Source organism: Klebsiella ornithinolytica, from assembly GCF_030505655.1.
GTDB classification, from domain to species: domain Bacteria; phylum Pseudomonadota; class Gammaproteobacteria; order Enterobacterales; family Enterobacteriaceae; genus Klebsiella; species Klebsiella ornithinolytica.
The window spans coordinates 2,407,678-2,430,319 of the sequence record NZ_CP130153.1; the positions used below are offsets into that span (position 1 = coordinate 2,407,678).

Genomic DNA, 22,642 nt, shown 5'->3' on the forward strand with positions numbered 1-22,642 from the left:
AAGGGCTGGCGGAAGAGTATTATCACCATTGCTGTAAAGGTGAACGCTTGAGAAGCATAAGCAAAGCTAATAAATCAATTGAAGCTTATAGTTATCAGAGGGCAAAAATCCTTGAATGAGAGGGCAGCAAGATGAGTGACACTATCCGGGTGGGGATGATTGGCTACGGATATGCGAGTAAAACTTTCCATGCGCCGTTAATCAGCGGTACGCCGGGAATGACGCTGGCCGCGGTGTCCAGTAGCGATGAAAAGAAAGTCCAGGCCGACTGGCCTCTGGTGAACGTGGTGGCTGAACCCGCAGGCTTACTGAGCAACCCCGATATTGATTTGATCGTCATCGCTACGCCAAACGATACCCATTTCCCGCTGGCGAAAGCGGCGCTGGAAGCGGGCAAGCATGTGGTCGTGGATAAACCTTTTACCGTGACACTGTCACAGGCGAGAGAGCTGGAGGCCGTGGCCAGACGCTGCGGCAGACTGCTGTCCGTTTTTCATAACCGCCGCTGGGATAGCGATTTTCTGACGCTGAAATCGCTGATTCATGAAGGGCTGCTCGGCGAGGTAGGTTACGTCGAATCGCACTTCGATCGCTATCGTCCAGAGGTGCGTAACCGCTGGCGCGAACAGGGCGGCCCGGGAAGCGGAATCTGGTACGATCTAGGGCCGCACCTTCTTGATCAGGTCGTCAATTTATTTGGCCTGCCGGTCAGTATGACCGTTGATTTGGCGCAGCTGCGTCCGGGCGCCCAGGCTACCGACTATTTCCACGCCGTGTTGGCTTATCCCCAGCGGCGGGTCGTGTTGCACGGTACGCTGCTGGCGGCAGCAGAAACCGCGCGATATATCGTTCACGGGTCCCGGGCAAGCTATGTCAAATATGGGCTGGATCCGCAGGAGGAGCGGCTGAAAAATGGCGAGCGGTTGCCGCAGGAAGACTGGGGATACGATATGCGCGACGGGGTGCTGACGCGGGTTGAAGGGGACGCTCGCACGACGGAAAACTGGCTCACTCTGCCGGGCAACTACCCGGCTTACTATGCCGCCATTCGCGACACCCTGAATGGCAGCGGCGAAAATCCGGTGCCTGCCAGCCAGGCGATTCAGATTATGGAGTTGATTGAGCTCGGTCTGGAGTCGGCGAAACATCGCCCCACCCTGAGTCTGATCTAGAGTCTTTGCCCGGCAGCGAGGCCGCCGGGCTGAGGGTCAGGCCTGCTGAACGCGCTGAATCAGCGCCGCTTTTTCCTGGTTGCTGAGAAACGCCTGTTCCAGACCATTAATTTGCGCCTGGCGAATCTGATCGCGACTCAGGCCGGCTGCCGGCGCGGCCACGGTGTATTCGTGAATGATGTCGATACCTTGTACCGCCGGGTCGTCGGTATTAATGGATGCCAGAACGCCGTGTTCAAGGAACGATTTGAGCGGATGCTCTGCCAGTGATGCCACGGTGCTGGTCTGGATATTGGAGGTCAGGCAGGACTCAATACCGATACGCTGCTGCGCAAGATAATCCATCAGAGCCGGATCCTGGACCGCTTTTACGCCATGTCCGATACGCTCTGCTCCTAGTTCTCGTATAGCCTGCCAGATGCTTTCCGGACCGGCCGCTTCGCCGGCGTGCACGGTAATACGCCAGCCGGCATCACGAGCGAGGGTAAAGTGTTCCATAAACAGATTGCCCGGGAAACCGAGCTCATCACCCGCCAGATCCAGGGCGGTGATCGCGTCGCGGTGGGCAAGCAGCGCGTCCAGCTCTTGCTGGCAGGCCGCTTCACCGAATGTCCGGCTCAGAATACCAATCAGACGGGTTTCGACATTAAAATCGCGGCTGCCTTCGCGTACGCCGGCAATCACGGCTTCAACCACGCCGTCGACCGGCAGCTGGTGGGTCATGGCCATATAGCGCGGGGAAAAACGCAGCTCAACGTAGTGGAGACCATTGCGTGCCGCATCCTCGACGTTTTCATAAGCCACGCGACGACAGGCTTCCAGCGAGGCCAGAACTTTTACCCCCCAGTCCAGTTTGGCGAGGAAGCTGACCAGATCGGGTTCATTACTGGTGACCTGTACATGGGGGATCAGCGTGTCGAGTGAGGTTGCCGGAAGGGGGATATTGAACTGGCGGCCAAGATCGAGAATGGTTTGGGCACGAATATTGCCGTCAAGGTGGCGGTGAATGTCGGTTAATGGCAAAGTTAAATCAATCATGGTCGCACTCATTTTTTAGTTAAAGTGCACGTCATTATACAGCAATTCTTTAACTCTTTAAAAGCATTGAAAAAATCCAGTGGATACAATCATCTGTAAGAGCCGCGATCGGTTTTGAACCTACATCACGAGAGTCTCCTGGCCCGAACAGGATCCCCGGCAAACTTGCGGGCGGTGGGCCGGGCGGCGGGCGATTATCCTGTCGACTAAACTTAGCCAGCAGGCCGGCATAGGATGCGGGACGTTGCGTGAGGGAGAGGGCGTCTAAGGAATCCGGGGCGTTCACGATAGAGATGCAAAGAAAGCCATTCGATTCCAGCAGCAGACTCTCGCATCGCGTGGGCAAACGTGGCAGATAGCCGTTGCGAAGATCGATAAACTGTGAGCCAGAGGGGCGTTGTTTCAACTCAGATAAAATAAAGTTAACCGGGTTAACCCGGTTAAAGCAGATTTTTTCATTCACGGCAACGGCGTACGCCAATGCTTCATCCTATGCATGATGACAATTTAAGATGAAAGTGATTCACCTGGATAGCGTTTATCAATCAACGAACGAGAAGACCCAGGCGACCTGGCTGGAAAACGAGGGTATTGGTAGCATTCGCGAGACGCCGGACTATGACCCAACAAAGCTGGCGCTTGCAACGGGCATACGGCCCACAATGCCTGCTCAAATACAGCAGCTTTTCAATAAACTAAACGATCTGGTGCGCGACGACGTACTGGCGGACAGGTTGCCGGAAGCGTGTTTTCATTTTACCTTTTTACCGTTGACTCTCCCGCTATACGCTGAAAACGAGGTCCTTCCCGAAAAGATTTCGCAATTAGGTGAAATGTGGGCTGACTATCAGGCCCGACGTATAACGGTCAGAGAATTGCGTTTGGTTGCCCTGCCTGGCCAGCTATTGCTTGCCGGGATTCCGGATGAGGCGGCGGTTGCGATGCGCCACGCATTTTGTCAGAAAGTTCTGGCATCACCCTGGAAACAAGAACTGCTTGCCCGGCACGCTGCTACGCCGCTTCCGGCGCCTTTCTGGCACAGTACGCTATTGCGCTACCAAGCCCGTTTTCTGCCCGCACAATTGCGACGATACTTCCAGCAGAATCAGGCGCGGCGCTTTGGTACGGTTTCAGGAGAACTCAAGCTCGTCAAAGTGAACTACAACTGGGCGCGCTGTGATTTTGTTCACCTCCAGAACCCGGACATCGGTTACCGACATCCCTGAGAGACGGCACAGGTTATTTACCGGGTACGGCATGTTTATTTCTTTTGTGAACGTACAACAGCTGATCGGATTTGTTGATCGCGCTTTCAAGAGAATCGCCAGCTTCTAATGGATAGTTGCCATGCGAAAAGGAGACCCGCTTGTCTTTATCGGTATGGCGCAGGTTTTCTTTGATGCGGGCGATGACGTCTAAGCTTTTCGCGTAGTCGGTATCGAAGAGAATTAATAGAAATTCATCGCCGCCAGCACGGATGCCATAGTCACTTTTACGAATCGACTGCTCAATGGCGCGGCCTAATGACTGGATGACTTTATCGCCCATATGGTGTCCGAGGGTATCATTGATTTTCTTCAGACCATCGCTGTCGATAGACACCAGCGTAACAGGAATATGCTTTGCCAATGCCGCGTCTATTTTATGACTTAGCGCGTCGTTCAACACTTTTCGGTTATAAAGGCCGGTCATGGTATCCGTAATATTATCTTTGGACAGTTCAGCATGACGTGCCATTTGCTTTTTCGTGTAGCGACAAAGCAGCCAGGTGCTGAGGGCATAGATGAATGCCAGCCATAAGTTATTGATAATAAAATAGATAAGGTCAAGTTTAACATTCAGCTTATATAACGGTGTTAAGTTCGCCTGGTATTTAATGATGTTAATAGATTTGAGTATCGAACGATGGAAATAAATATCACCAGCGGTTGACTCATCCGTGACATACAGTGACAGGAAGCGCCAGAGTACCGGGCGGTCCGCAGTGTAAAACGCAGTGGTCAAATCATCAATATTAACATCGGTGACAATGATGCCTTTGATTAAACCGTTCTGAAAAACTGGCGTGAGCATACTAATTATATTTTTCTTGGTGTAGCCGTCCCGGTAAATATGGGAAGTGATGCTCTCACCATGGAGTAAATCGTTCAATGCGCGACGATCGATGCTGATAGTATGGGCGCTGCGAGTGATATCGATCACGTTATCATCACGGACTAACCAGTTATCAAACTGGTATTTATTAACGTCAATGATTTTATTAATATAAATATAATTATTGAACAGATCGATATAATAGCGGATATTATTGAAAATGTAGCCGCGATAGCTGGAGAAGGTATATTTTGACACCGATATCCGATGATCATTTTGAATAACAGAAAGCGCAGGAACATCCTCGGCCCAGACCTGGCAGTCCGCATTCCGGGTTTGCAATGTCCCGTTTAAACCACGATATGTCTGGTTGGTAAGGTTTAACCCCTGAACACCGTTGGCCGATTCAAGATGTTCGCACACCTTGTCACGCTTATTCTTTTGCACACCTGGCGAGGCAGGCAAAACTGAAAAAGCCCGGGAAAGCTGGAACGCCATATTCTGGTTGATATATTCCGCATGGGAGAGCGCGGATCGTCCATTTTCCGCCACGTAGCCCATATATCTTTCCAGATCGCGGTATTCACGCGTGATGAGACCGATGAAAATTGAGGTGGTCAGAATCACGATCAGCGTATTGATATACCGGAAATTAACGGAAAAGATTTTGGTGTCCATACTCAATGACCTGTGTGCCTGAAGCGGTGATAACCCAGGTCCGATGGCGCTGGAGCACTGGTAATGTAACGTCCCCGAACGTCAACGTTTTCATCAATAAATGAGAACAGCAACGACAAAGGGATGGGTATATTTCTGCCAGCGGTGTTTATTTTTCATGCGTGCCCTCCGGCTGGCAATAAAATCATCAAGTAATATGCTGGAACAGGCGGACTCATCGAATACGCTTGCGTTCAGCCATGGTTCACTGACCTCATCAGCCATGAAAAATCCCTTTCATCCGTTAGCTGATTGAAATTTTAATCTTCATTAGCCAATTTTTCCAGTGAGTTAAACTATAATTTCGTCGCCTCCGTGACAGCTCCGCGAGGAAAACTCAGCCATGAGACAGGCTCATAGCCAATCGCTATAAATCATAGTGAATCAGTCTTTAATATCGCCAATGATATTTCCTATAGTCTCAGGCGCTACTTTTCCTGCTATAAGCGGCAGGCTATTTTAAAAAGGACTCTGGGATTATGGTTTTTACGCTGAAGAAGTTTGCTGTTTCGCTGCTTGTCGCCAGCACCACGCTGCTTGCCGCCTGTGGCCCCGCCGGGCAGGACCCGAATCATATCAAAGTGGGTATCAGCGCGGGGATCGATCAGCAGGTATGGGCGGTGGCGCAGAAGGTGGCGAAAGAGAAATATAACCTTGATGTCGAAGTCGTCACCTTTAACGATTTCGTTTTGCCCAATGAAGCGCTGAATAACGGCGATCTGGATATCAACGCTTTCCAGCACAAACCGTACCTGGATAAACAGATCCAGGAGCGCGGCTACAAGCTGGTTGAGGTAGGCACAACATTCGTCTATCCGATCGCCGCCTACTCGAAGAAAATACACGCCATTGATGAGCTACCTGAAGGTGCTCAGGTAGCCGTGCCAAACGATCCGACCAACCTCGGACGTTCGCTGCTTTTGCTGCAGAAGCAGGGCCTGATTACCCTTAAAGATGGGGTGGGTCTGCTGCCAACGTCGTTAGATATTGTGCACAACCCGAAGAAACTGAAAATCGTCGAGATTGAGGCGCCGCAGCTAACTCGCGCGCTTGACGATCGGCAAATTGCGCTTGCCGTGATTAATACGACATTTTCCAGTCAGGTTGGGCTCTCGCCAACCCGCAACGGGCTTTTCATCGAAGATAAAAATTCACCCTACGTCAATATTTTCGCCAGCCGGATTGATAACAAAGACAGTGCAAAGGTGAAAAACCTGGTGAAAGCGTATCAAAGTGATGAAGTCGCCGCTGCGGCAGCGGAGCTGTACAAAGGCGACGCGGTAAAAGGCTGGTAATCTGTATGGCATCAGGCCGGCGGCGGGAGCGCGTCACCGGCCTGGACGGGAGGGATTACTTCTGAATTAAATAGCGGATGGTTGGCCCGTCTTGTTGAATGTCCAGCACCGTATAACCGTAGTTGCGGGCATCCTGCGGAATGTTATTAATCGACTGCGGGCAATCGCTGACCACTTCCAGAATCTCCCCTTTTTTAAGCGAAGGCATCGCTTCCAGAGTGGCAACGGCCGGATAGGGGCAGGGTTCGCCTACCATGTCGAGACGATAATCGGGAACGATAGCTTTCATGCGGTTTCCTTAACATTGGCCATGGCGGCGGATTTCTGGCGGAAAAAGCGTTTCTCCCAGGCAATGACCAGCATCAGCGCGATAAATAATAGCAGATAGGTCACCAGCAGGCCGCCAAAAGGCCCGAAGGTGGCCAGCAGATTGACTTTATCCCAGCTGGTGGCCAGCGCTGGGGATAAATCATCCCAGAAATAGGCCAGAATCGTCGAACCAATGACGTTGCCCAGTCCTACCCACCAGTAGTGAACCTGACCTTCAACGGCGCGGTACATCCAGCCGGTTTCACAGCCGCCGGCCAGCACAATACCGAAACCAAACAGCAGGCCGCCGATCACCGCATTCGGGCCTGCCCACATGATTTTGGGCTCCATGCCCAGCTGCACATAGCTGAAAATGCCAATCGCGCTCGCCGCCATCCCGAAGATAATCGCTTTGGCCATATAGGTGCGTCCGGTGATCCACATATCGCGGAATGCCGAAGTAAAGCAGATCTGCGCACGTTCAATCAGCAGACCAAAACCGACCCCAAACAGCATCGCCAGGCCGAGTTTAGGCTGATTGAGTGCAGTCAGTAATCCCCAGGCGATCATGGCGAAGAACACCAGCATTCCTGCGCGAAAACGACGCCGCGCCTGCGCCGGCTTTTGTGTGAGCGGCGAGGCCGCAGAAACTTTTTGTATCCTGACCGGAATTCGAAACAGAGGCAGTAGCGTAAAGCGTGCGCCAAACCAGGTCCCGATAGCTGTCGCGATGGCAAAGAACCAGGCGTGGAGGGAAAACTGAGGAATACCGGTAAAAAAGGCTGCCAGGTTGCAGCCCATCGCCAGGCGTGCGCCAAAACCGGCAATGATCCCGCCCGCTACGGCCTGAATAATACGGATCCGGCTGCGCGGCAGGCGTAATTTGATATTGTTTGCCCACAGCGCGGCGGCGAAACAGCCACCAAACATGCCGATAATCATCATGCCGTCAATGCGGGTTAACGGCGTCCCTTCGAGATGAATCAGTTTGAAATAACCCCACTGCTCGGTATGAACGCCGGCAAGTTGCAATAGCTGCCCGCCCCAGCGGGTAAATTCCCCGGTCACGGCCCAGAACGTGCCGGTAATACCGAAATAATAGGTGGAGAGAATACCGGCGGCGATAACCGCGGGGGCCGGTGCCCAGAATTTAATCAGGTAGGCCTGTTTGAACTGTTGCCATGTCATGAAAGATGCCTCTGAACTCAGAAGGTAAATTACCCCGGGCGGGGTGAAAGAAGGCGGGATAATACGCCGCTTATAGCGAGAAAACGCTCGATGGGATCAAAATGAATCGATCCGGCAACAAAAATAAAGGCCGCCGCGGCGGCCTTTATTCTCTTTCGGCAGGGCGACGAGCCATCGCCGGGAGGTAATTAATGAAAGCCCAGCCGAATAAGGCTCATTGGGCAATATAACCCTTCGCAGCCTTCTATTTCCACGCAGTCAGCGCGGCGTAATTGTTCCGCCGTTTTACCTTCGCCGTGGATGGCCTTAATGACGCCCGTCACGCCATTTCCTGCCACCATAACCATGCTGCCTGTTGAGATAGCGTTACGGTTACGATCGTAAGTTTTCATGGTTTCCTCCTCTTATCAAAATAGCTGAACGGGATGGTTAGCGGCTTTTTAATACACCTTTTGCCAGTGAATTTTTTTGAGCTTTATCAAAATCATGGCTGTTTTTACCCATGAGTCCGCCCGTCAGGGCGACGGGCGGGAAGCGGGCAAATCTGCGCCGGTGGCTAGGACACTTTTGCGAACATCCAGTACAGCACCGCGGAGAGGATCACCGAGGCGGGCAGCGTCAGTACCCAGGCCATCAGCAGATTACGCACGGTAGAAAACTGCAGTCCTGAGCGATTTGCCGCCATGGTTCCGGCGATACCGGAAGAGAGGACGTGAGTCGTGGAAACGGGAAGGCCAAAAGCATCGGCGGCGCCGATGGTGCTCATCGCCACCAGTTCTGCGCTGGCACCCTGCGCGTAGGTCAGGTGCGTTTTGCCGATCTTCTCGCCAATGGTGACGACAATACGCCGCCAGCCGACCATGGTGCCCAGTCCGAGCGCCAGAGCAACGGCCACTTTGACCCAGAACGGAATGAAACGCGTGGCGCTATCGAGCTCTTTTTTCAGCGCATCGAGATTCTGCGATGTCTCCAGCGGCAGTTGGAGATCGGGGTTATTCTTCAAATGCTTGATAGTTTCCGAAGCCAGATACATATCGTTACGGGTGTTGGATACCGCCTGGGCCGGGATTTTATCTACCGAACCGTACTGGCGAATCTGGTCGCCAATAATGCCGGAAAGGCGCGCCAGCGCCGGTAATACGTCCGGCGTCAGCTGGCTGTCGCGCACATACTGGGTCAACACTTCACGAGGATCGGTGGGGAGGTTGCCCGGGAATTGTTTGAGCAGCCTGTTTTCGGTGACTTCGGCCAGCGCCGCGACCCGCGGTGCCTGTTCCGGCGGCAGAGTGCGGTTAAGCGCATAGGCAATGGGCATGGTCCCCACCAGAATCAGCATAATTAGCCCCATTCCCTTTTGCCCGTCGTTAGAGCCGTGGGCAAACGAGACGCCGGTACAGGTGAGGATCAGCAGACTACGGATCCACAGCGGCGGCGGCGCGTCATTTTTCGGTGCGGCGTAGAGCTGCTTGTTTTTGACGAAACGCTTTAACAGCAGCAGCAGGACGGCGGCGCAGACAAAACCGACCACCGGCGAGAGCAGCAAAGAATAGCCGACATTGACCGCCTGGCCCCAGTCGACGCCGCTGGTACCGTTGCGCCCGTGGATCAGCGCGTTTGAAACGCCGACGCCAATGATCGAGCCGATCAGCGTGTGTGACGAAGAGGACGGCAGGCCGAACCACCAGGTGCCCAGGTTCCAGATAATGGCTGAAAACAGCAGGGCATACACCATGGCAAACCCGTTGCCGGTACCGGCCTGCAGAATGAGTTCGACCGGGAGTAATGAAATGATACCGAAGGCCACCACGCCGCTGGAGAGCAACACGCCGAGGAAATTAAAAAAGCCGGACCACATGACCGCGACCGTCGGCGGCAGGGAGTGGGTATAGATGACGGTGGCCACGGCGTTGGCGGTATCATGAAAGCCGTTAACAAACTCAAAGCCGAGAGCAATCAATAAAGCCAGCCCTAATAAAAGAAAAGGCAGGTAGCTGGTATATACCGTTCCTGAACGGGCCACGTCGTTAAATAAGCTCACGGCGGAAAATGCGATGCCGATAGCTAATAAAAAGACAAAAAAAAGAACAGTTTTTTTACTGTTCTTTTGGTAAATCTTTGACTGGATGATTTGCGGGCTAAGGCCCGGCGCAACGCGTTGCGAGCTGCTGTTATCGCTCATCAGGAACCTTCCTTTAAACGTCAGACAGGATAAATTGTTACGGGTGACAGCGCTGAACTTATAAAACGCAGATGTCAGCCAGGTTTCCGTTTGATGAACAAATCATTAACCTTGCCAGGCTCTGAAAAATAGCGAAAGATGACTTTATTCGGGTCCGAACAGCATGCAATACAATCCTGAGGGATATATGAGTCAAGATGTCGCAGGAAAGATGTTAAAGCCCGATTTTGATATGGAAGTCTCCGGGTTGGTGTACGGTTTTCTTTTTCGGGAAGGGCATCAGCCGCTGCAAATCACCTCCCAGCAAGTATGCGCCCGCTTTCACGAGCTGGACGGTGAAAATGATTTCGTCTGGCTGCATCTCAATCTCAACCACGCAACCGCTGAGAAGTGGTTGATGAATCATTTCCCCGTTGCCGATTTTTTCTTTGAGGAGATCCGCGACGGCTCTCACACCACCCGCATTGAGCGCCAGGGCGACAATTTGTTTGCCGTGCTTAACGACGTCATTTTTCATCCCAAAGAGACCACCGCAGAAACATCGACGCTGTGGCTGTACTGCAGTCAGAAGCTGGTGGTGACGGCCCGCTATAAGCCGCTGCGCTTTATTGAATGGATGTTGCCGCGGCTGGCGACATTGCACGTGACATCCTCTACCGCGCTGCTGGCCTTTTTACTGGAGGAGCAGGAGGAGGTGCTGGAACAGGTGGTGCGCCAGGCCAGCCGCCATGTCGATGCCATCGAAGAGCGGCTGCTCAGTAACCACGTCCAGCGTAACCGCGCCGACCTGGCGCGCCTGCGGCGGATGCTCCTGCGCTTTCAGCGGCTGTTGGCTCCCGAACCGGCAGCCATGTTTCGACTCCTCAACCGGCCTCCGGCGTGGATCGATCGCTCCGTAGTTCAGGAGTTTCGTCAGTTCACCGAGGAGTTTACCGTGGTGCTCAACGATCTCTCCGGGCTGACCGAGCGTATCAGCCTGCTGCAGGAGGAGATCAGCGCCCGGCAAATGGAAAGAAGCAACCGCACGCTATATACCTTGACGGTCATTACCGTGCTGGCGTTACCGATCAATATTGTGGCGGGGTTCTTCGGCATGAACGTCGGGGGGATCCCGCTGTCCACCAATCATCACGGGTTTATCCTGCTGGTGCTGCTCGTCGGTGGATTTACCCTTGGGGCCGGATATCTGGCCTTTCGGCGGCGGGACGACTTGTGAGCCGGGGATCCGGGCAGACTTGTCCGCGGCGTTTAACACGGCCGACGCCGTGCGGTACGCCGCGGTATCGCTATGCTAAAGCGCGCAGCGCGGCAATCAATCCGTTGACGCCTTTTTCCAGTTTCTCCCGGGGACAGCCGGCATTGAGGCGCACAAAACCAACGCCTTCTTCGCCGTAGGTATACCCGGGCATAATGGCGACCTTCTGTACCTCGATGAGCGCTTTTTGCAGCGCGCGGTCGTCTACGCCGAGCGGGCGCAGATCGATCCAGGCGAGATAGGTGGCCTGCGGCGGCTGCCAGTTCAGCTGCGGGAAGGCGTGATTGAGCGCCTGAGCAATATAGCGCATGTTGTCCTGCAAATAGGCCCGCAGCGCATCGAGCCACGGGGCGCCTTCACGGTAGGCGGCAATATGGGCGACCAGCGCCGGTACGGAAGGCGAAGAGAGGCCATCGCGACTCTTCAGAGCCGTGAGATAAGCTTCGCGGGATGCGGCATCATCAATCAGGCCGTAAGCCCCGGTAAACGCGGGAATATTGAAGCTTTTTGAGCCGGAGGTGAACAGCGCCCACGGCCCGCGAGCGACGTCGCACCACGGCGTATGACGATGCTCACCCCAACACATATCCATATGAATCTCATCGCTGATGACCTTCACGCCGTGTTTTTCGCACAGCAGGGCCATGGTCTCAAGCTCCTCGCGGCGCCACACTTTCCCGGTCGGGTTATGCGGGCTGCACAGCAGCAGCAGCGTGTTGCGCGGCTCCGCCAGCGTGCGTTCAAGCTGCGCCATATCGCAATGCCACTGATTATCCCGCTGCGTCAGCGGCACCGATGCAACGCGACGCCGGTTTCCTTCAATGGTTTTATAAAAAGCGTCATAGGCCGGGGTATGGACGACCACACCGTCGCCTTCGTCAGACCACTGGCGAATCATCTCCGCTACCATGTAAATGACCGACGGGCCATAGACGATCGCATCGCGGTTAACGGGGCAGTGAAAACGGCTGGCGTACCAGTGGGCGACCGCGGCCAGAAACTCATCGTTTTTCCAGCGGCTGTAGCCGAACACGCCGTGCGCCAGGCGCTGACTGAGGGCATCAAGAATGCAGGGGGCGGTGGCGAAATCCATATCGGAGATAGTAAAGGGGAGCAGGTCGGCGGCGCCGAAGCGGTCGGCTACGTAGTCCCATTGCGTACACCAGGTGCCGTGGCGATCGACAGGCGTTGCAAAATCAAACATTGACACTTCCTTTATCAAAGCCCCCTCCGGGTCAGGAGGGGGCGGGCGTTTATGCCTGGACGGTATTCATCAGGACGGTCATTTCATCTTTCACCGACTGTACCTGAGGGCCGATAACAACCTGCAGGTTATGCTGATTCAGCTGTACGACGCCGATGGCGCGGTTGGCTTTCAGCGCGGCGCTATCCACTTTACTCATGTCGTGCACCGACAGCCGCAGGCGGGTAATGCAGTTATCCAGGGAGACGATATTCTCGGCTCCGCCCAGCGCGGCCAGAATTGCCGGCACGTTGTAACCGGATTTACCGGTGACGCCGCTCACGGCTTTGTCAAAGGCCGTCTGGGTTTCGATATCGCGGCCCGGCGTTTTCAGGTTAAAGCGGGTAATGGCGAAACGGAAGATGCCGTAATACACCGCAAACCAGATGGCGGCAACCACCGGCACCAGATACCACTTGGTTGCCAGACCGTGCAGGATGCCGAAGACCACGAAGTCAATGACGTTCCCGTCGGTGTTGCCGATAGTGACGCCCAGCACCGCCATAATGGTGAAACCAAGGCCGGTCAGCAGGGCGTGAATAACATACAGTACCGGGGCGACGAACAGGAACAGGAACTCCAGCGGTTCAGTGGTGCCGCCGACGACACAGGCAATCACCCCGGAGATCAGCAGGCCTTTAATTTTATGACGGTTTTCCGGACGTGCGCAGTGGTACATCGCCAGTGCCGCTCCCGGCAGGCCGCCGAGGAATGCCGGCATTTTACCCTGCGACAGGAAGCGGGTGGCGCTTTCTGAGAAGCCGTGAGTTTCCGGGCAGCTTAGCTGCGCCTGGAAGATAGTCAGCGCGCCGCTGACGGTATGACCGCACACATCCATGGTCCCGCCCGCTTCGGTAAAGCGAATCAGCGCCACCAGAATGTGGTGCAGACCGAACGGCAGCAGCAAACGTTCGCCGGTGCCGAAGATCATCGGTCCGAAGTCGCCCGCGCTGTTAATCACGTGACCGAGGGCATTAATTCCCATGGCAAAGACCGGCCAGACGAGGGGGATAACCAGACCAACCAGCCCGAGCACCACGGTGGTGATAATCGGTACAAAACGCGTGCCGCCAAAGAAGGCTAATGCGTCAGGCAGGCGGATATTGTGAAAACGCTCGTGCAGCATCCAGACAATGATCCCGGCGATCACCGCCCCCAGGATCCCGGTATCGATCGACTGAATACCGATGATGTTCTGGATATTGTTGGCTTTCAGCACCGCGGCATCGGTCGTGGGGAGAATCCCTTTCGCGGTGAGCCAGAAGTTCACCGCCAGGTTCATGACCGCATAGCCGACGAAGCCGGCGAAGGCCGCCACGCCTTTATTTTCACGCGCCAGCCCCAGCGGAATCGCGATACAGAACATCACCGGCAGGAAGCTAAAGGCGAAGGAGCCGACTTTGCTCATCCAGACAAACACAGCCTGCAGCAGCGGAATATCGAGCCATGGCAGCAGGGTGAGCACATCGTGGCTGCTTAAAGAGCTGCCGATCCCCAGCATGATCCCGCAAAAAGAAAGCAATGCCACGGGCAACATAAACGTTTTTCCTAACTGCTGGAAAAACTCCCACAAGGTAATTTTTGGTGTCGTTTTTGCCGTCATTAACACGAATCCTGATTTTTTAAGTTATGGGTAGGGTGTAACGCTACGGCAAGATAAAACGTTTTATCACTTTTTAGTGCGATAAAAATCACATAATCAGGCGAAGATAACGTTTATAAAGGTAACCCATTGATAAAACGTTTTATCGACCGCCACAGGGAGACGGTTGCAGTTATGGCTATCGCAAAAAAGATCACCATCAACGACGTTGCGCAGGTGGCCGGAGTGTCGGTGAGTACGGTCTCACTGGTGCTGAGCGGCAAAGGCCGGATATCGTCGGCCACCGGCGAGCGCGTCAATCAGGCGATTGAACAGCTGGGTTTTGTGCGTAACCGCCAGGCGGCTGCACTGCGCGGCGGGCAGAGCGGCGTGATTGGTCTTATCGTGAGCGACCTCTCCAAGCCGTTTTATGCGGAGCTTACCGCCGGGCTGACCGATGCGCTTGAGGCCGAGGGGAAAATGGTCTTTCTTACCCAGGGCGGCTACGGTGGGGAAAAAATGCGTCAACGTTTTGAAACCCTGATTTCGCAGGGTGTAGACGGGGTGATTATTGCCGGTGCTATCGACAAAGGTAGCGAACTGCGCGATCGCGCCGCGGAGGTTGGTATGCCGCTGGTGTTTGCCTCCCGCGCCAGCTACCTCGATGATATCGACCTTATCCGCCCGGATAATATGCAGGCCGCGCAGATTGTCACCGAGCATCTGATCCGCCGCGGACACCAGCGCATTGCCTGGCTCGGCGGACAAAGCGCGTCGTTGACGCGGGCGGAGCGGGTGGGCGGATACTGCGCGACGCTGCTGAAGTACGGTCTGCCGTTTCATAGCGAATGGGTCGTGGAGTGCGAATCCAGCCAAAAGCTGGCGGCCGAAGCAATGGCCTCGCTGCTGCGGCAGAATCCGACCATAACCGCCGTGCTGTGTTACAACAACGTGATTGCCACCGGCGCCTGGTTTGGCCTGATGCGAGCGGGACGCCAGAGCGGTGAAGACAGCGTGGAGAGCTATTTTGAACAGCGCGTGGCGCTGGCGGCTTTTGCCGAAGTCCCGGAAAGCGCGCTGGATGATGTGCCGTTGACCTGGGTCACCACGCCTGCGCGCGAGATGGGCCAAAGCCTGGCGGAATGTATTCTACGGCGTCTGGAGAAGGGGCAGATGAGCGCGAGAAATCAAATTATGCCCCCGCGGCTGGTGACCCGAAAATAGCCCCTCGAAAGGGCTCAGATGTAAACTATGGTTCCCGCATTCTGGCCCGGTGGCAGTTACGCCTTACCGGGCCGGCGTGATTGTAGCGGTTGCCACGTTTCCGGTAGGCCCGCGCAAGCGAAGCGCCGCCGGGCACTGACCGCTAAACTGAGCCCCTCGAAAGGGGCTAATCGCGAGATTACTGCTGCGGCGCGACCGGCGGCGCCACTTCTTCTGGCAGGGTTTCCTGCGGTTCGGCGCCAGGGGCTGCCGGCAGAGTAAAGCCAAACATTCCGGCGAACTCATCCAGCGGCATTTTCTGCCCGTTCAGGGTGACCTGACCTTCGGCGTATTGCAGACTGGAGGTGATCGCGTTGTCTTCCATCGCGGTAATGCGGAACATCTGGCCCATGGCGGCAAGACCTTTCACCTGCTGGTCTGCCAGTTTAGCCGCATCTTCCGGCTGGTAGCCTTCGAGGCCGGCAACCTGAGTCATAAATGCGGTGGCCATATCGACCGGAATGACCAGCTTGCTGTCGAGCGACTTGACGCTGCGATCCACTTCATCCGCCAGCGTTTGCGGTTCAGCGGTGGTCAGCGCCGGGTCTTTCAGCAGAACAGACATATTAAAGGTGCTTTCCCCTTTGGCGTTGCGCCAGCTCAGCGGGGCGATAGTCAGCGACGGGTTACCCTTCAGTAAAATCGGTAGCGCTTTAAAGAAGGTTTCCGTCAGCGCCTGCTGGTACAGCTCAGGATTCTGCGCCAGCTGCGGGTTCGCCATCAGCGCCTGCGCTTCGGCATTGTACTGCTGGCTGAACTGATGCCAGGCCTGGCCGTCAAGATTCGCCAGCTTGACGGTCAGTTTACCGCTGCCGATATCCTGGTTTTGCAGCTTCAGGCTGTTGACGGTGTAATCCAGCTGGCTGTTAATCCCTTTACCGTCTTCAGTCAGCGAAGACTGGCCATCGATGTTCATGCCTTCCAGCAGGGCCAGCTCTTTCCCTTCAACGCCAATCGACAGCTTCTCCAGGGAGATTTTCTGCTTACCGATGCGCTCATTGAAGCTGGTCATCTCGGTGGCGCCGTCGGTTTTCAGGTTATTGAAGTTCAACTGAACTTTCTGGTTGTATTCATTCAGCGCGTTGATCTGACCGCTGCTCGCTTCGCCGCTCAGACTCACCGATTTGCCTTCCGCATCCGCATCGAGCTGGAACTGACCGCCGCTGAAGGTGACTTTCTCATCGCCTTTCGCGTAGTCCAGTGGTCTCAGGTCGATAGCCGACCGGCTGTCGCCGCTGTAGGCAATCCGGGTATTGATGGTAAACGGTGACTCGCCTTTGGCGATATCAAACAGCCCTTTGCTGGCATCGTTATTGACCAGCGTGGTTCTGACGGACGCCATCGCCGGGGCAAGCTGGCCGGATTTCAGCGCTGCCGCCGGGAAGGGGCCGTGATCGACCACTTCATCAAACACCAGCGACTGCCCGGCCGCCAGCCAGCTGTTCTCTTTACCGGCAACCGGCTTCACTACCAGCTGCAGGTGGCTACTGAATACGCCGCGCTGATAGTTTTGCCATGACAGCTCGACGCCCGCTTCCGGCGCGCTGCTCTGTAGCTGCGCATTAGCCTGTTGCACTACCTCGGCGAGGTGGCTTTCCAGCTGTTTCCCTGTGTACCAGGCGCCGCCTGTCCAGATGACGCCCAGCGCCACGATAATTCCTGCTGCGACCAGCGATTTCTTCATAGCATTTGTCCATAAATAAAACCAGGCGGATCGAGCCGCCTGGTCATGTTGTCATGATGAGGGAAAGTCTAGCAAGCGCGACTAAAAAGTTCAGTAACTTACTTGAGCTTATTAAAGACGCGCGCCAGACGACCGCTGCCGCTGACCGCGACCGGCGACTCGTTACAGCCAATAAAGGCCGACTCACCGGCTTTCAGGGTCAGACGCTGTTCACCTTTACGCAGAACCGCTTCGCCTTCTACGCAGAAGATGATAGCCGCGCTCTGCTGGTCGAGGGTGGATTCCTGTGCCGAGAGATCGTGCAGGGAGAAGGCGAAATCATCGACCGGAATCGGGAAATCCAGCTCCGCGGCCTGTTTCACCGGCTGAGTCAGCAGCTCGCCTGCCGGCTTGGCAACGAACTTCACGTTGGCAACCAGCTCAGGAATATCAATGTACTTTGGCGTCAGGCCGGCACGCAGCACGTTATCCGAGTTGGCCATCACCTCCAGCGCCACGCCCTGCAGGTAGGCGTGCGGCGTTTCGGCGAACAGGAACATCGCTTCGCCTGGATTCAGCTTCACCACGTTAAGCAGCAGCGGAGAGAACAGGCCGCTGTCGTCGGGATAGAATTCAGCGATCAGGCGGATGGTCTGCCACGGTTCGCCCTGTTGGTTATCCAGCGCCGCTTGCAGCACGCGCAGAGCCTGCGCTTTTTCTTCGCCTTGCATATTGAGCAGGCCGGCGAACAGCTGGCTTAAATGTTCAGCATCCGGATGACTGAGGAATTCGCCGATGGCCGGGTGCGCGCTGGCAACCGGCTGCAGCAGGGCGGCAATCTCGTTAAATTCGCGGAACGCGTTCATCGCCAGGAATGGCGTCAGCGCAAAGACCAGCTCCGGCTTGTGGTTAGGATCTTTATAATTACGTTCAGCGGCATCCAGCGGAATGCCGGCGGCGTTCTCTTTGGCAAAGCCAATTTCTGAAGCCTGCTTGTTCGGATGAACCTGAATGGAGAGCGGCTGGGCGGCGCAGAGCACTTTAAACAGGAACGGCAGTTCGCCGAAACGCTGTGCAACCTTGTCGCCGAGCAGGGCGGACTTGTCGCCGTCAATGATCTGGCGCAGCGCGTGCGGGCGACCGTCAGCATCGAGAACCTGCGAACTGCTCTTCGGATGCGCGCCCATCCACAGCTCTGCCATTGGCAGGTCGTCCGGGTTGGCGATACCATAAAGTTCCGTTAATGCGGTGTGACTTCCCCAGGCATAGTTCTGCACTGAGTTAATGAGCTTTTGCATTCTCAATCCCTGTTTCCACATGATAATAATCGCTCTATTAAACCAGCAAACCGCCGAGAAGCAACTGCTGAAAGAAAAAGTCGTCCCTGTCTCAGTTTTTGTTAAAATTTTGTGTAAAATTGATCGACTCGCTTTTCTACAGGCAAATGGAGTGTCTGCCTGAAATATAATCAGCCCAGCAGTAAGTGAGAGCACAATGTCGAATAAACCGTTTGTTTATCAGGATCCTTTTCCCCTTAAAAAGGATGACACCGAGTATTATCTCCTCAGTCGTGACTACGTCTCTGTCGCCGAATTCGCCGGCCAGGAAGTCCTGAAGGTTGAACCTCAGGCGCTGACCCTTCTGGCACAACACGCTTTCCACGATGCTTCCTTCATGTTGCGCCCGGCGCACCAGCAGCAGGTCGCCGATATCCTTAACGACCCGGAAGCCAGCGAAAACGACAAATACGTCGCCCTGCAGTTCCTGCGCAACTCCGATATCGCGGCCAAAGGCATTTTGCCGACCTGCCAGGATACCGGTACCGCAATCATCACCGGTAAAAAGGGCCAGCGCGTCTGGACCGGCGGCGGCGATGAAGCGGCGCTGGCGCAGGGGGTGTATAACACCTATATCCAGGATAACCTGCGCTACTCGCAGAACGCGGCCCTGGATATGTATAAAGAGGTCAACACCGGGACTAACCTGCCGGCGCAGATCGATCTGTATGCCACCGACGGCGACGAATACAAATTCCTCTGTATCGCCAAGGGCGGCGGTTCGGCCAACAAGACCTATCTGTATCAGGAAACCAAAGCGCTGATTACCCCGGCGAAGCTGAAAAGCTACCTGGTTGAGAAGATGCGCACCCTCGGCACCGCGGCCTGTCCGCCGTACCATATCGCCTTCGTGATTGGCGGCACCTCGGCGGAATCGACGCTGAAAACCGTGAAGCTGGCATCGACCAAATATTATGATGGCCTGCCGACTGAAGGTAACGAACACGGCCAGGCGTTCCGCGATATTCAGCTGGAGCAAGAGCTGCTGCTGGAAGCGCAAAATCTCGGCCTCGGCGCCCAGTTCGGCGGCAAATACTTCGCCCACGATATCCGCGTAGTGCGTCTGCCGCGCCACGGAGCCTCCTGTCCGGTCGGCATGGGCGTCTCCTGCTCCGCTGACCGCAATATCAAGGCCAAAATCAACCGCCACGGTATCTGGATTGAGAAGCTGGAAAGCAATCCGGGTAAATACATTCCGGAGCCGCTGCGTCAGGCCGGTGAAGGTGAAGCGGTGAAGGTTAATCTCAATCAGCCGATGAGCGAGATTCTGGCACTGCTGTCGCAGTACCCGGTATCGACCCGGCTGTCGCTCAGCGGTACCATCATCGTGGCGCGCGATATCGCCCACGCGAAGCTGAAAGAGCTGCTGGATAACGGCGAAGCGCTGCCGCAGTACGTGAAAGATCACCCGATCTACTACGCCGGTCCGGCGAAAACGCCCGATGGCTATGCCTCAGGTTCACTCGGCCCAACCACCGCGGGGCGCATGGACTCCTATGTTGATCTGCTGCAGTCCCACGGCGCCAGCATGGTGATGCTGGCAAAAGGCAACCGCAGCCAGCAGGTGACCGACGCCTGTCACAAACACGGCGGATTCTATCTCGGCAGCATTGGCGGCCCGGCGGCGGTGCTGGCGCAGCAGAGTATCCGCAGCCTGGAGTGCGTGGCGTATCCGGAACTGGGGATGGAAGCTATCTGGAAAATCGAAGTGGAAGATTTCCCGGCCTTCATCCTGGTGGATGACAAAGGCAACGATTTCTTCCAGCAGATTCAGACCTCGCAGTGCACACGCTGTGTGAAATAATCTAAGCCGCCCTCCGGGGCGGTTTTTTTATGTCGTTTAGCGGCACGAACGAGCAACATAATCTTAAAAATTTGACCAATACTTAACCCTTTATAGCAGGTGAGCTTTGTCGTAATTACGTACTTTGTATTCAAGGAGAAAGTAATGACAACGCATCGCAGTGAAAGAGACTCAATGGGCGCTATCGAGGTGCCTGCCGATAAGCTATGGGGCGCGCAGACCCAGCGTTCGCTGGAACATTTCCGCATCTCGACGGAAAAAATGCCGGGCGAACTGATTTATGCGCTGGCGCTGACCAAACGGGCGGCGGCGAAGGTTAACCAGGATTTGGGATTACTGACCGCAGAGAAGGCCGGAGCGATTATTCAAGCCGCAGATGAAGTTCTGGCCGGCAATCATCCCGATGAATTTCCGCTGGCCATCTGGCAGACCGGTTCCGGCACGCAAAGCAACATGAACATGAACGAAGTGTTGGCCAACCGCGCCAGTGAGCTGCTGGGCGGCGTGCGTGGCATGGAGCGCAAAGTTCATCCTAACGATGACGTTAACAAGAGCCAGAGTTCCAACGATGTCTTTCCAACCGCGATGCATGTCGCGGCGATTATCGCGCTGCGCGAAGCGCTCATCCCCCGGCTCACGGTGCTGAAACAGACGCTGAGTGATAAAGCTGCTGCCTTCAACGACATCGTTAAGATTGGCCGCACGCACCTGCAGGATGCGACGCCGTTAACGCTGGGGCAGGAGTTCTCAGGTTGGGTGGCGATGCTGGAACACAATCTCCGCCATCTGGAGCTGAGCCTGCCGCACCTGAGCGAGCTGGCGTTGGGCGGTACCGCCGTTGGTACCGGTCTGAATACCCATCCGCAATATGCCGTTCGCGTAGCGGAAGAACTGGCGACCCTCAGCGGCCAGCCGTTCGTCACTGCGCCGAATAAATTTGAAGCCCTCGCGACCTGCGATGCGCTGGTTCATGCCCACGGGGCGCTGAAGGGGCTGGCGGCTTCGTTGATGAAGATTGCCAACGATGTACGCTGGCTGGCTTCCGGCCCGCGTTGCGGGATTGGCGAAATCGCGATTCCGGAAAATGAACCCGGCTCATCCATCATGCCCGGTAAGGTTAACCCGACGCAGTGCGAAGCGCTGACGATGCTGTGCTGTCAGGTTATGGGGAATGATGTGGCGGTCAATATCGGCGGGGCGTCCGGTAACTTCGAACTGAACGTATATCGTCCGATGGTGATTCATAACTTCCTGCAATCGGTGCGTCTGCTGGCGGATGGGATGGAGAGTTTTAATGAACACTGTGCGACCGGCATCGAACCGAACCGTGAACGGATCGCTCAGTTGCTCAATGAGTCACTGATGCTGGTCACGGCGCTGAATACCCATATTGGCTATGACAAAGCGGCGGAGATTGCCAAAAAGGCGCATAAAGAGGGGCTGACGCTCAAAGCCTCCGCGTTAGCGCTGGGCTATCTGACGGAGGCCGAATTTGACAGCTGGGTGCGCCCGGAAGAGATGGTGGGCAGCATGGCTACTCGTTAGCCAGCCACAGATGCAGTCGCGGGATAAGTAACCTGAGCGACTGCGCCTGCGGCTTATAGCGATACTGCACATTATCCGCATCGTAGTTCAGTAACTCGCCGATATCCGGCACGCTCACCCCCTGAGTGCCGGATATCAGCGTGATAAGCGGGCCCGGGCAGGCGTACTGCACCTGTTTCTGTTCACCGGCGTACCAGACGCGTGCAATAGGCTGGACCTTCACCGGCCGCTTGATCTTAAGCTTTGCCCGCTGCGGCAGAGCGGCGACATCCTGATATTCTCGCTCCAGTTTGCTTTGCCACTGTTCACGCGTCCAGGGCGGCACCGCGCGCGGCGATTGCAGACTTTTTTCCAGCTGCTGCAGCACCTCATCACGGGTGAGATTTTTAATCACGTGCTTATTAGCCCAACCGAAGCGAAGGGTGCTTGGGTCGCATAGCACCGTCAAGGTACGGTAGGCGCTGAGGGTGATAAGCCCCGGCAGATGACGGTGCACCCATTCAAAACGTGCCGCGGCGGGCAGGCCGGAATCAACGGTGACAATCTTTTCGAAAGCGGCTTTCAGCGCGTTAATGCGAGAAATGCTCTGCAGTAACGCCGCCTGCTCCTCGCCATCGGTTTGCAGGCAGATAGCGCCGGGGAGGCGGACCGCAGCCTTACTGCTACGGCTTTCTGATTGCTGTTGAATGAACAGATGGCTGTAGTGTTTCAGCGCCATCTCCAGCGCCGGTTGACCGGTGTGCTGAACCACCTGAATAGTCTCCAGCGGATCGTGTTCCGTCTCTTTACTGACGGCCGGCAGTTCAAACACCCGGGCGGCCAGCAGTCGACAGGCGCGCAGGCGTTGCTGGAGCATCTGCAGCTCGCGTTCCAGCTGGCGAAAGGTGTCATTAAGACGTTCAACGAGATCGTAGCTGGCCATAGCGCCACCTTAGTTACAACATACTGTTTGGTTTTT

Annotated in this window: 20 protein-coding genes; 7 read left to right on the forward strand and 13 right to left on the reverse strand. The window is 55.5% G+C overall.

Annotation, left to right across the window (positions count from 1 at the left end):
- The first annotated feature begins 131 nt into the window (after positions 1–131).
- Positions 132–1,172, forward strand: coding sequence for an oxidoreductase (locus tag Q1L34_RS11275; RefSeq protein WP_327204509.1), 1,041 nt, complete (start codon positions 132–134; stop codon positions 1,170–1,172).
- A 36-nt stretch (positions 1,173–1,208) separates the two neighbouring features.
- Here the strand turns inward: Q1L34_RS11275 and add are convergent, their stop codons facing one another.
- Entirely contained in the window at positions 1,209–2,210 is a 1,002-nt protein-coding gene (gene add / locus Q1L34_RS11280; protein WP_325940347.1) for an adenosine deaminase, read from the reverse strand.
- A gap of 49 nt (positions 2,211–2,259) precedes the next feature.
- Positions 2,260–2,691 (reverse strand): hypothetical protein, encoded by a 432-nt coding sequence (locus Q1L34_RS11285; RefSeq protein WP_126509599.1) that lies wholly within the window; start codon positions 2,689–2,691, stop codon positions 2,260–2,262.
- Positions 2,692–2,722: 31 nt separating this feature from the next.
- Here Q1L34_RS11285 and Q1L34_RS11290 point away from each other — a divergent pair, with 31 nt between their 5' ends.
- Positions 2,723–3,436: a hypothetical protein gene (locus tag Q1L34_RS11290; RefSeq protein WP_004862627.1), complete on the forward strand. Its 714-nt coding sequence runs from the start codon at positions 2,723–2,725 to the stop codon at positions 3,434–3,436.
- A gap of 13 nt (positions 3,437–3,449) precedes the next feature.
- Here the strand turns inward: Q1L34_RS11290 and dgcJ are convergent, their stop codons facing one another.
- Both dgcJ and Q1L34_RS11300 read right to left on the reverse strand, forming a co-directional pair.
- A complete protein-coding gene (dgcJ, locus tag Q1L34_RS11295; protein ID WP_327204510.1) occupies positions 3,450–4,982 on the reverse strand; it encodes a diguanylate cyclase DgcJ in 1,533 nt (510 codons plus the stop codon).
- Positions 4,983–5,075: 93 nt separating this feature from the next.
- On the reverse strand, positions 5,076–5,246 hold the full coding sequence (locus Q1L34_RS11300) for a hypothetical protein (RefSeq protein ID WP_004862622.1): 171 nt from the start codon (positions 5,244–5,246) through the stop codon (positions 5,076–5,078).
- A 254-nt stretch (positions 5,247–5,500) separates the two neighbouring features.
- On the opposite strand from Q1L34_RS11300, the gene metQ reads away from it, so the two are divergent.
- The gene (gene metQ / locus Q1L34_RS11305) at positions 5,501–6,316 is read left to right on the forward strand and encodes a methionine ABC transporter substrate-binding lipoprotein MetQ (protein ID WP_004862619.1); all 816 of its coding nucleotides are present in this window, start codon (positions 5,501–5,503) and stop codon (positions 6,314–6,316) included.
- A 55-nt stretch (positions 6,317–6,371) separates the two neighbouring features.
- On the opposite strand, the gene yedF is transcribed toward metQ, so the two are convergent.
- From yedF to Q1L34_RS11325, 4 genes are all read right to left on the reverse strand, one after another.
- On the reverse strand, positions 6,372–6,605 hold the full coding sequence (gene yedF, locus Q1L34_RS11310) for a sulfurtransferase-like selenium metabolism protein YedF (RefSeq protein ID WP_004862615.1): 234 nt from the start codon (positions 6,603–6,605) through the stop codon (positions 6,372–6,374).
- On the reverse strand, positions 6,602–7,813 hold the full coding sequence (gene yedE / locus Q1L34_RS11315; RefSeq protein ID WP_004862613.1) for a selenium metabolism membrane protein YedE/FdhT: 1,212 nt from the start codon (positions 7,811–7,813) through the stop codon (positions 6,602–6,604). The genes yedF and yedE overlap by 4 nt, the downstream gene beginning before the upstream one ends.
- Positions 7,814–8,001: 188 nt before the next feature.
- Positions 8,002–8,205, reverse strand: a complete 204-nt coding sequence (ydfZ, locus tag Q1L34_RS11320) for a putative selenium delivery protein YdfZ (RefSeq protein ID WP_004862611.1) — start codon at positions 8,203–8,205, stop codon at positions 8,002–8,004.
- A 164-nt stretch (positions 8,206–8,369) separates the two neighbouring features.
- Complete coding sequence (locus Q1L34_RS11325) at positions 8,370–9,992, reverse strand: inorganic phosphate transporter (protein ID WP_064359277.1); 1,623 nt, start codon at positions 9,990–9,992, stop codon at positions 8,370–8,372.
- Positions 9,993–10,179: 187 nt separating this feature from the next.
- Here Q1L34_RS11325 and Q1L34_RS11330 point away from each other — a divergent pair, with 187 nt between their 5' ends.
- Complete coding sequence (locus tag Q1L34_RS11330; RefSeq protein WP_004862606.1) at positions 10,180–11,208, forward strand: CorA family divalent cation transporter; 1,029 nt, start codon at positions 10,180–10,182, stop codon at positions 11,206–11,208.
- A gap of 70 nt (positions 11,209–11,278) precedes the next feature.
- Here Q1L34_RS11330 and Q1L34_RS11335 read toward each other — a convergent pair whose 3' ends face one another.
- On the reverse strand, positions 11,279–12,451 hold the full coding sequence (locus Q1L34_RS11335; protein ID WP_065906598.1) for a MalY/PatB family protein: 1,173 nt from the start codon (positions 12,449–12,451) through the stop codon (positions 11,279–11,281).
- A gap of 49 nt (positions 12,452–12,500) precedes the next feature.
- Positions 12,501–14,093, reverse strand: coding sequence for a maltose/glucose-specific PTS transporter subunit IIBC (gene malX / locus Q1L34_RS11340; protein ID WP_004862603.1), 1,593 nt, complete (start codon positions 14,091–14,093; stop codon positions 12,501–12,503).
- A 174-nt stretch (positions 14,094–14,267) separates the two neighbouring features.
- Here malX and Q1L34_RS11345 point away from each other — a divergent pair, with 174 nt between their 5' ends.
- A complete protein-coding gene (locus Q1L34_RS11345) occupies positions 14,268–15,296 on the forward strand; it encodes a Mal regulon transcriptional regulator MalI (RefSeq protein ID WP_004862601.1) in 1,029 nt (342 codons plus the stop codon).
- A 178-nt stretch (positions 15,297–15,474) separates the two neighbouring features.
- Here the strand turns inward: Q1L34_RS11345 and Q1L34_RS11350 are convergent, their stop codons facing one another.
- Positions 15,475–17,019 (reverse strand): YdgA family protein, encoded by a 1,545-nt coding sequence (locus Q1L34_RS11350; RefSeq protein WP_004862598.1) that lies wholly within the window; start codon positions 17,017–17,019, stop codon positions 15,475–15,477.
- A gap of 98 nt (positions 17,020–17,117) precedes the next feature.
- On the reverse strand, positions 17,118–18,296 hold the full coding sequence (manA, locus tag Q1L34_RS11355; RefSeq protein WP_064359280.1) for a mannose-6-phosphate isomerase: 1,179 nt from the start codon (positions 18,294–18,296) through the stop codon (positions 17,118–17,120).
- A gap of 196 nt (positions 18,297–18,492) precedes the next feature.
- On the opposite strand from manA, the gene fumA reads away from it, so the two are divergent.
- On the forward strand, positions 18,493–20,139 hold the full coding sequence (gene fumA / locus Q1L34_RS11360) for a class I fumarate hydratase FumA (protein ID WP_004862594.1): 1,647 nt from the start codon (positions 18,493–18,495) through the stop codon (positions 20,137–20,139).
- A 144-nt stretch (positions 20,140–20,283) separates the two neighbouring features.
- Complete coding sequence (gene fumC / locus Q1L34_RS11365; RefSeq protein WP_015584215.1) at positions 20,284–21,684, forward strand: class II fumarate hydratase; 1,401 nt, start codon at positions 20,284–20,286, stop codon at positions 21,682–21,684.
- Here fumC and tus read toward each other — a convergent pair.
- The gene (gene tus / locus Q1L34_RS11370; protein WP_004862589.1) at positions 21,674–22,606 is read right to left on the reverse strand and encodes a DNA replication terminus site-binding protein; all 933 of its coding nucleotides are present in this window, start codon (positions 22,604–22,606) and stop codon (positions 21,674–21,676) included. The two genes, fumC and tus, sit on opposite strands and share 11 nt — an antisense overlap.
- Between the last annotated feature and the right edge of the window lie 36 nt (positions 22,607–22,642).

Bases quoted from the DNA above. Each gene is read 5' to 3' on its own strand.
- Q1L34_RS11275 (WP_327204509.1), top strand. From the start codon at position 132: ATGAGTGACACTATCCGGGTGGGGATGATTGGCTACGGATATGCGAGT.
- add (WP_325940347.1), bottom strand. From the start codon at position 2,210: ATGATTGATTTAACTTTGCCATTAACCGACATTCACCGCCACCTTGAC.
- Q1L34_RS11290 (WP_004862627.1), top strand. From the start codon at position 2,723: ATGAAAGTGATTCACCTGGATAGCGTTTATCAATCAACGAACGAGAAG.
- dgcJ (WP_327204510.1), bottom strand. From the start codon at position 4,982: ATGGACACCAAAATCTTTTCCGTTAATTTCCGGTATATCAATACGCTG.
- Q1L34_RS11300 (WP_004862622.1), bottom strand. From the start codon at position 5,246: ATGGCTGATGAGGTCAGTGAACCATGGCTGAACGCAAGCGTATTCGAT.
- metQ (WP_004862619.1), top strand. From the start codon at position 5,501: ATGGTTTTTACGCTGAAGAAGTTTGCTGTTTCGCTGCTTGTCGCCAGC.
- yedF (WP_004862615.1), bottom strand. From the start codon at position 6,605: ATGAAAGCTATCGTTCCCGATTATCGTCTCGACATGGTAGGCGAACCC.
- yedE (WP_004862613.1), bottom strand. From the start codon at position 7,813: ATGACATGGCAACAGTTCAAACAGGCCTACCTGATTAAATTCTGGGCA.
- ydfZ (WP_004862611.1), bottom strand. From the start codon at position 8,205: ATGAAAACTTACGATCGTAACCGTAACGCTATCTCAACAGGCAGCATG.
- Q1L34_RS11325 (WP_064359277.1), bottom strand. From the start codon at position 9,992: ATGAGCGATAACAGCAGCTCGCAACGCGTTGCGCCGGGCCTTAGCCCG.
- Q1L34_RS11330 (WP_004862606.1), top strand. From the start codon at position 10,180: ATGAGTCAAGATGTCGCAGGAAAGATGTTAAAGCCCGATTTTGATATG.
- Q1L34_RS11335 (WP_065906598.1), bottom strand. From the start codon at position 12,451: ATGTTTGATTTTGCAACGCCTGTCGATCGCCACGGCACCTGGTGTACG.
- malX (WP_004862603.1), bottom strand. From the start codon at position 14,093: ATGACGGCAAAAACGACACCAAAAATTACCTTGTGGGAGTTTTTCCAG.
- Q1L34_RS11345 (WP_004862601.1), top strand. From the start codon at position 14,268: ATGGCTATCGCAAAAAAGATCACCATCAACGACGTTGCGCAGGTGGCC.
- Q1L34_RS11350 (WP_004862598.1), bottom strand. From the start codon at position 17,019: ATGAAGAAATCGCTGGTCGCAGCAGGAATTATCGTGGCGCTGGGCGTC.
- manA (WP_064359280.1), bottom strand. From the start codon at position 18,296: ATGCAAAAGCTCATTAACTCAGTGCAGAACTATGCCTGGGGAAGTCAC.
- fumA (WP_004862594.1), top strand. From the start codon at position 18,493: ATGTCGAATAAACCGTTTGTTTATCAGGATCCTTTTCCCCTTAAAAAG.
- fumC (WP_015584215.1), top strand. From the start codon at position 20,284: ATGACAACGCATCGCAGTGAAAGAGACTCAATGGGCGCTATCGAGGTG.
- tus (WP_004862589.1), bottom strand. From the start codon at position 22,606: ATGGCCAGCTACGATCTCGTTGAACGTCTTAATGACACCTTTCGCCAG.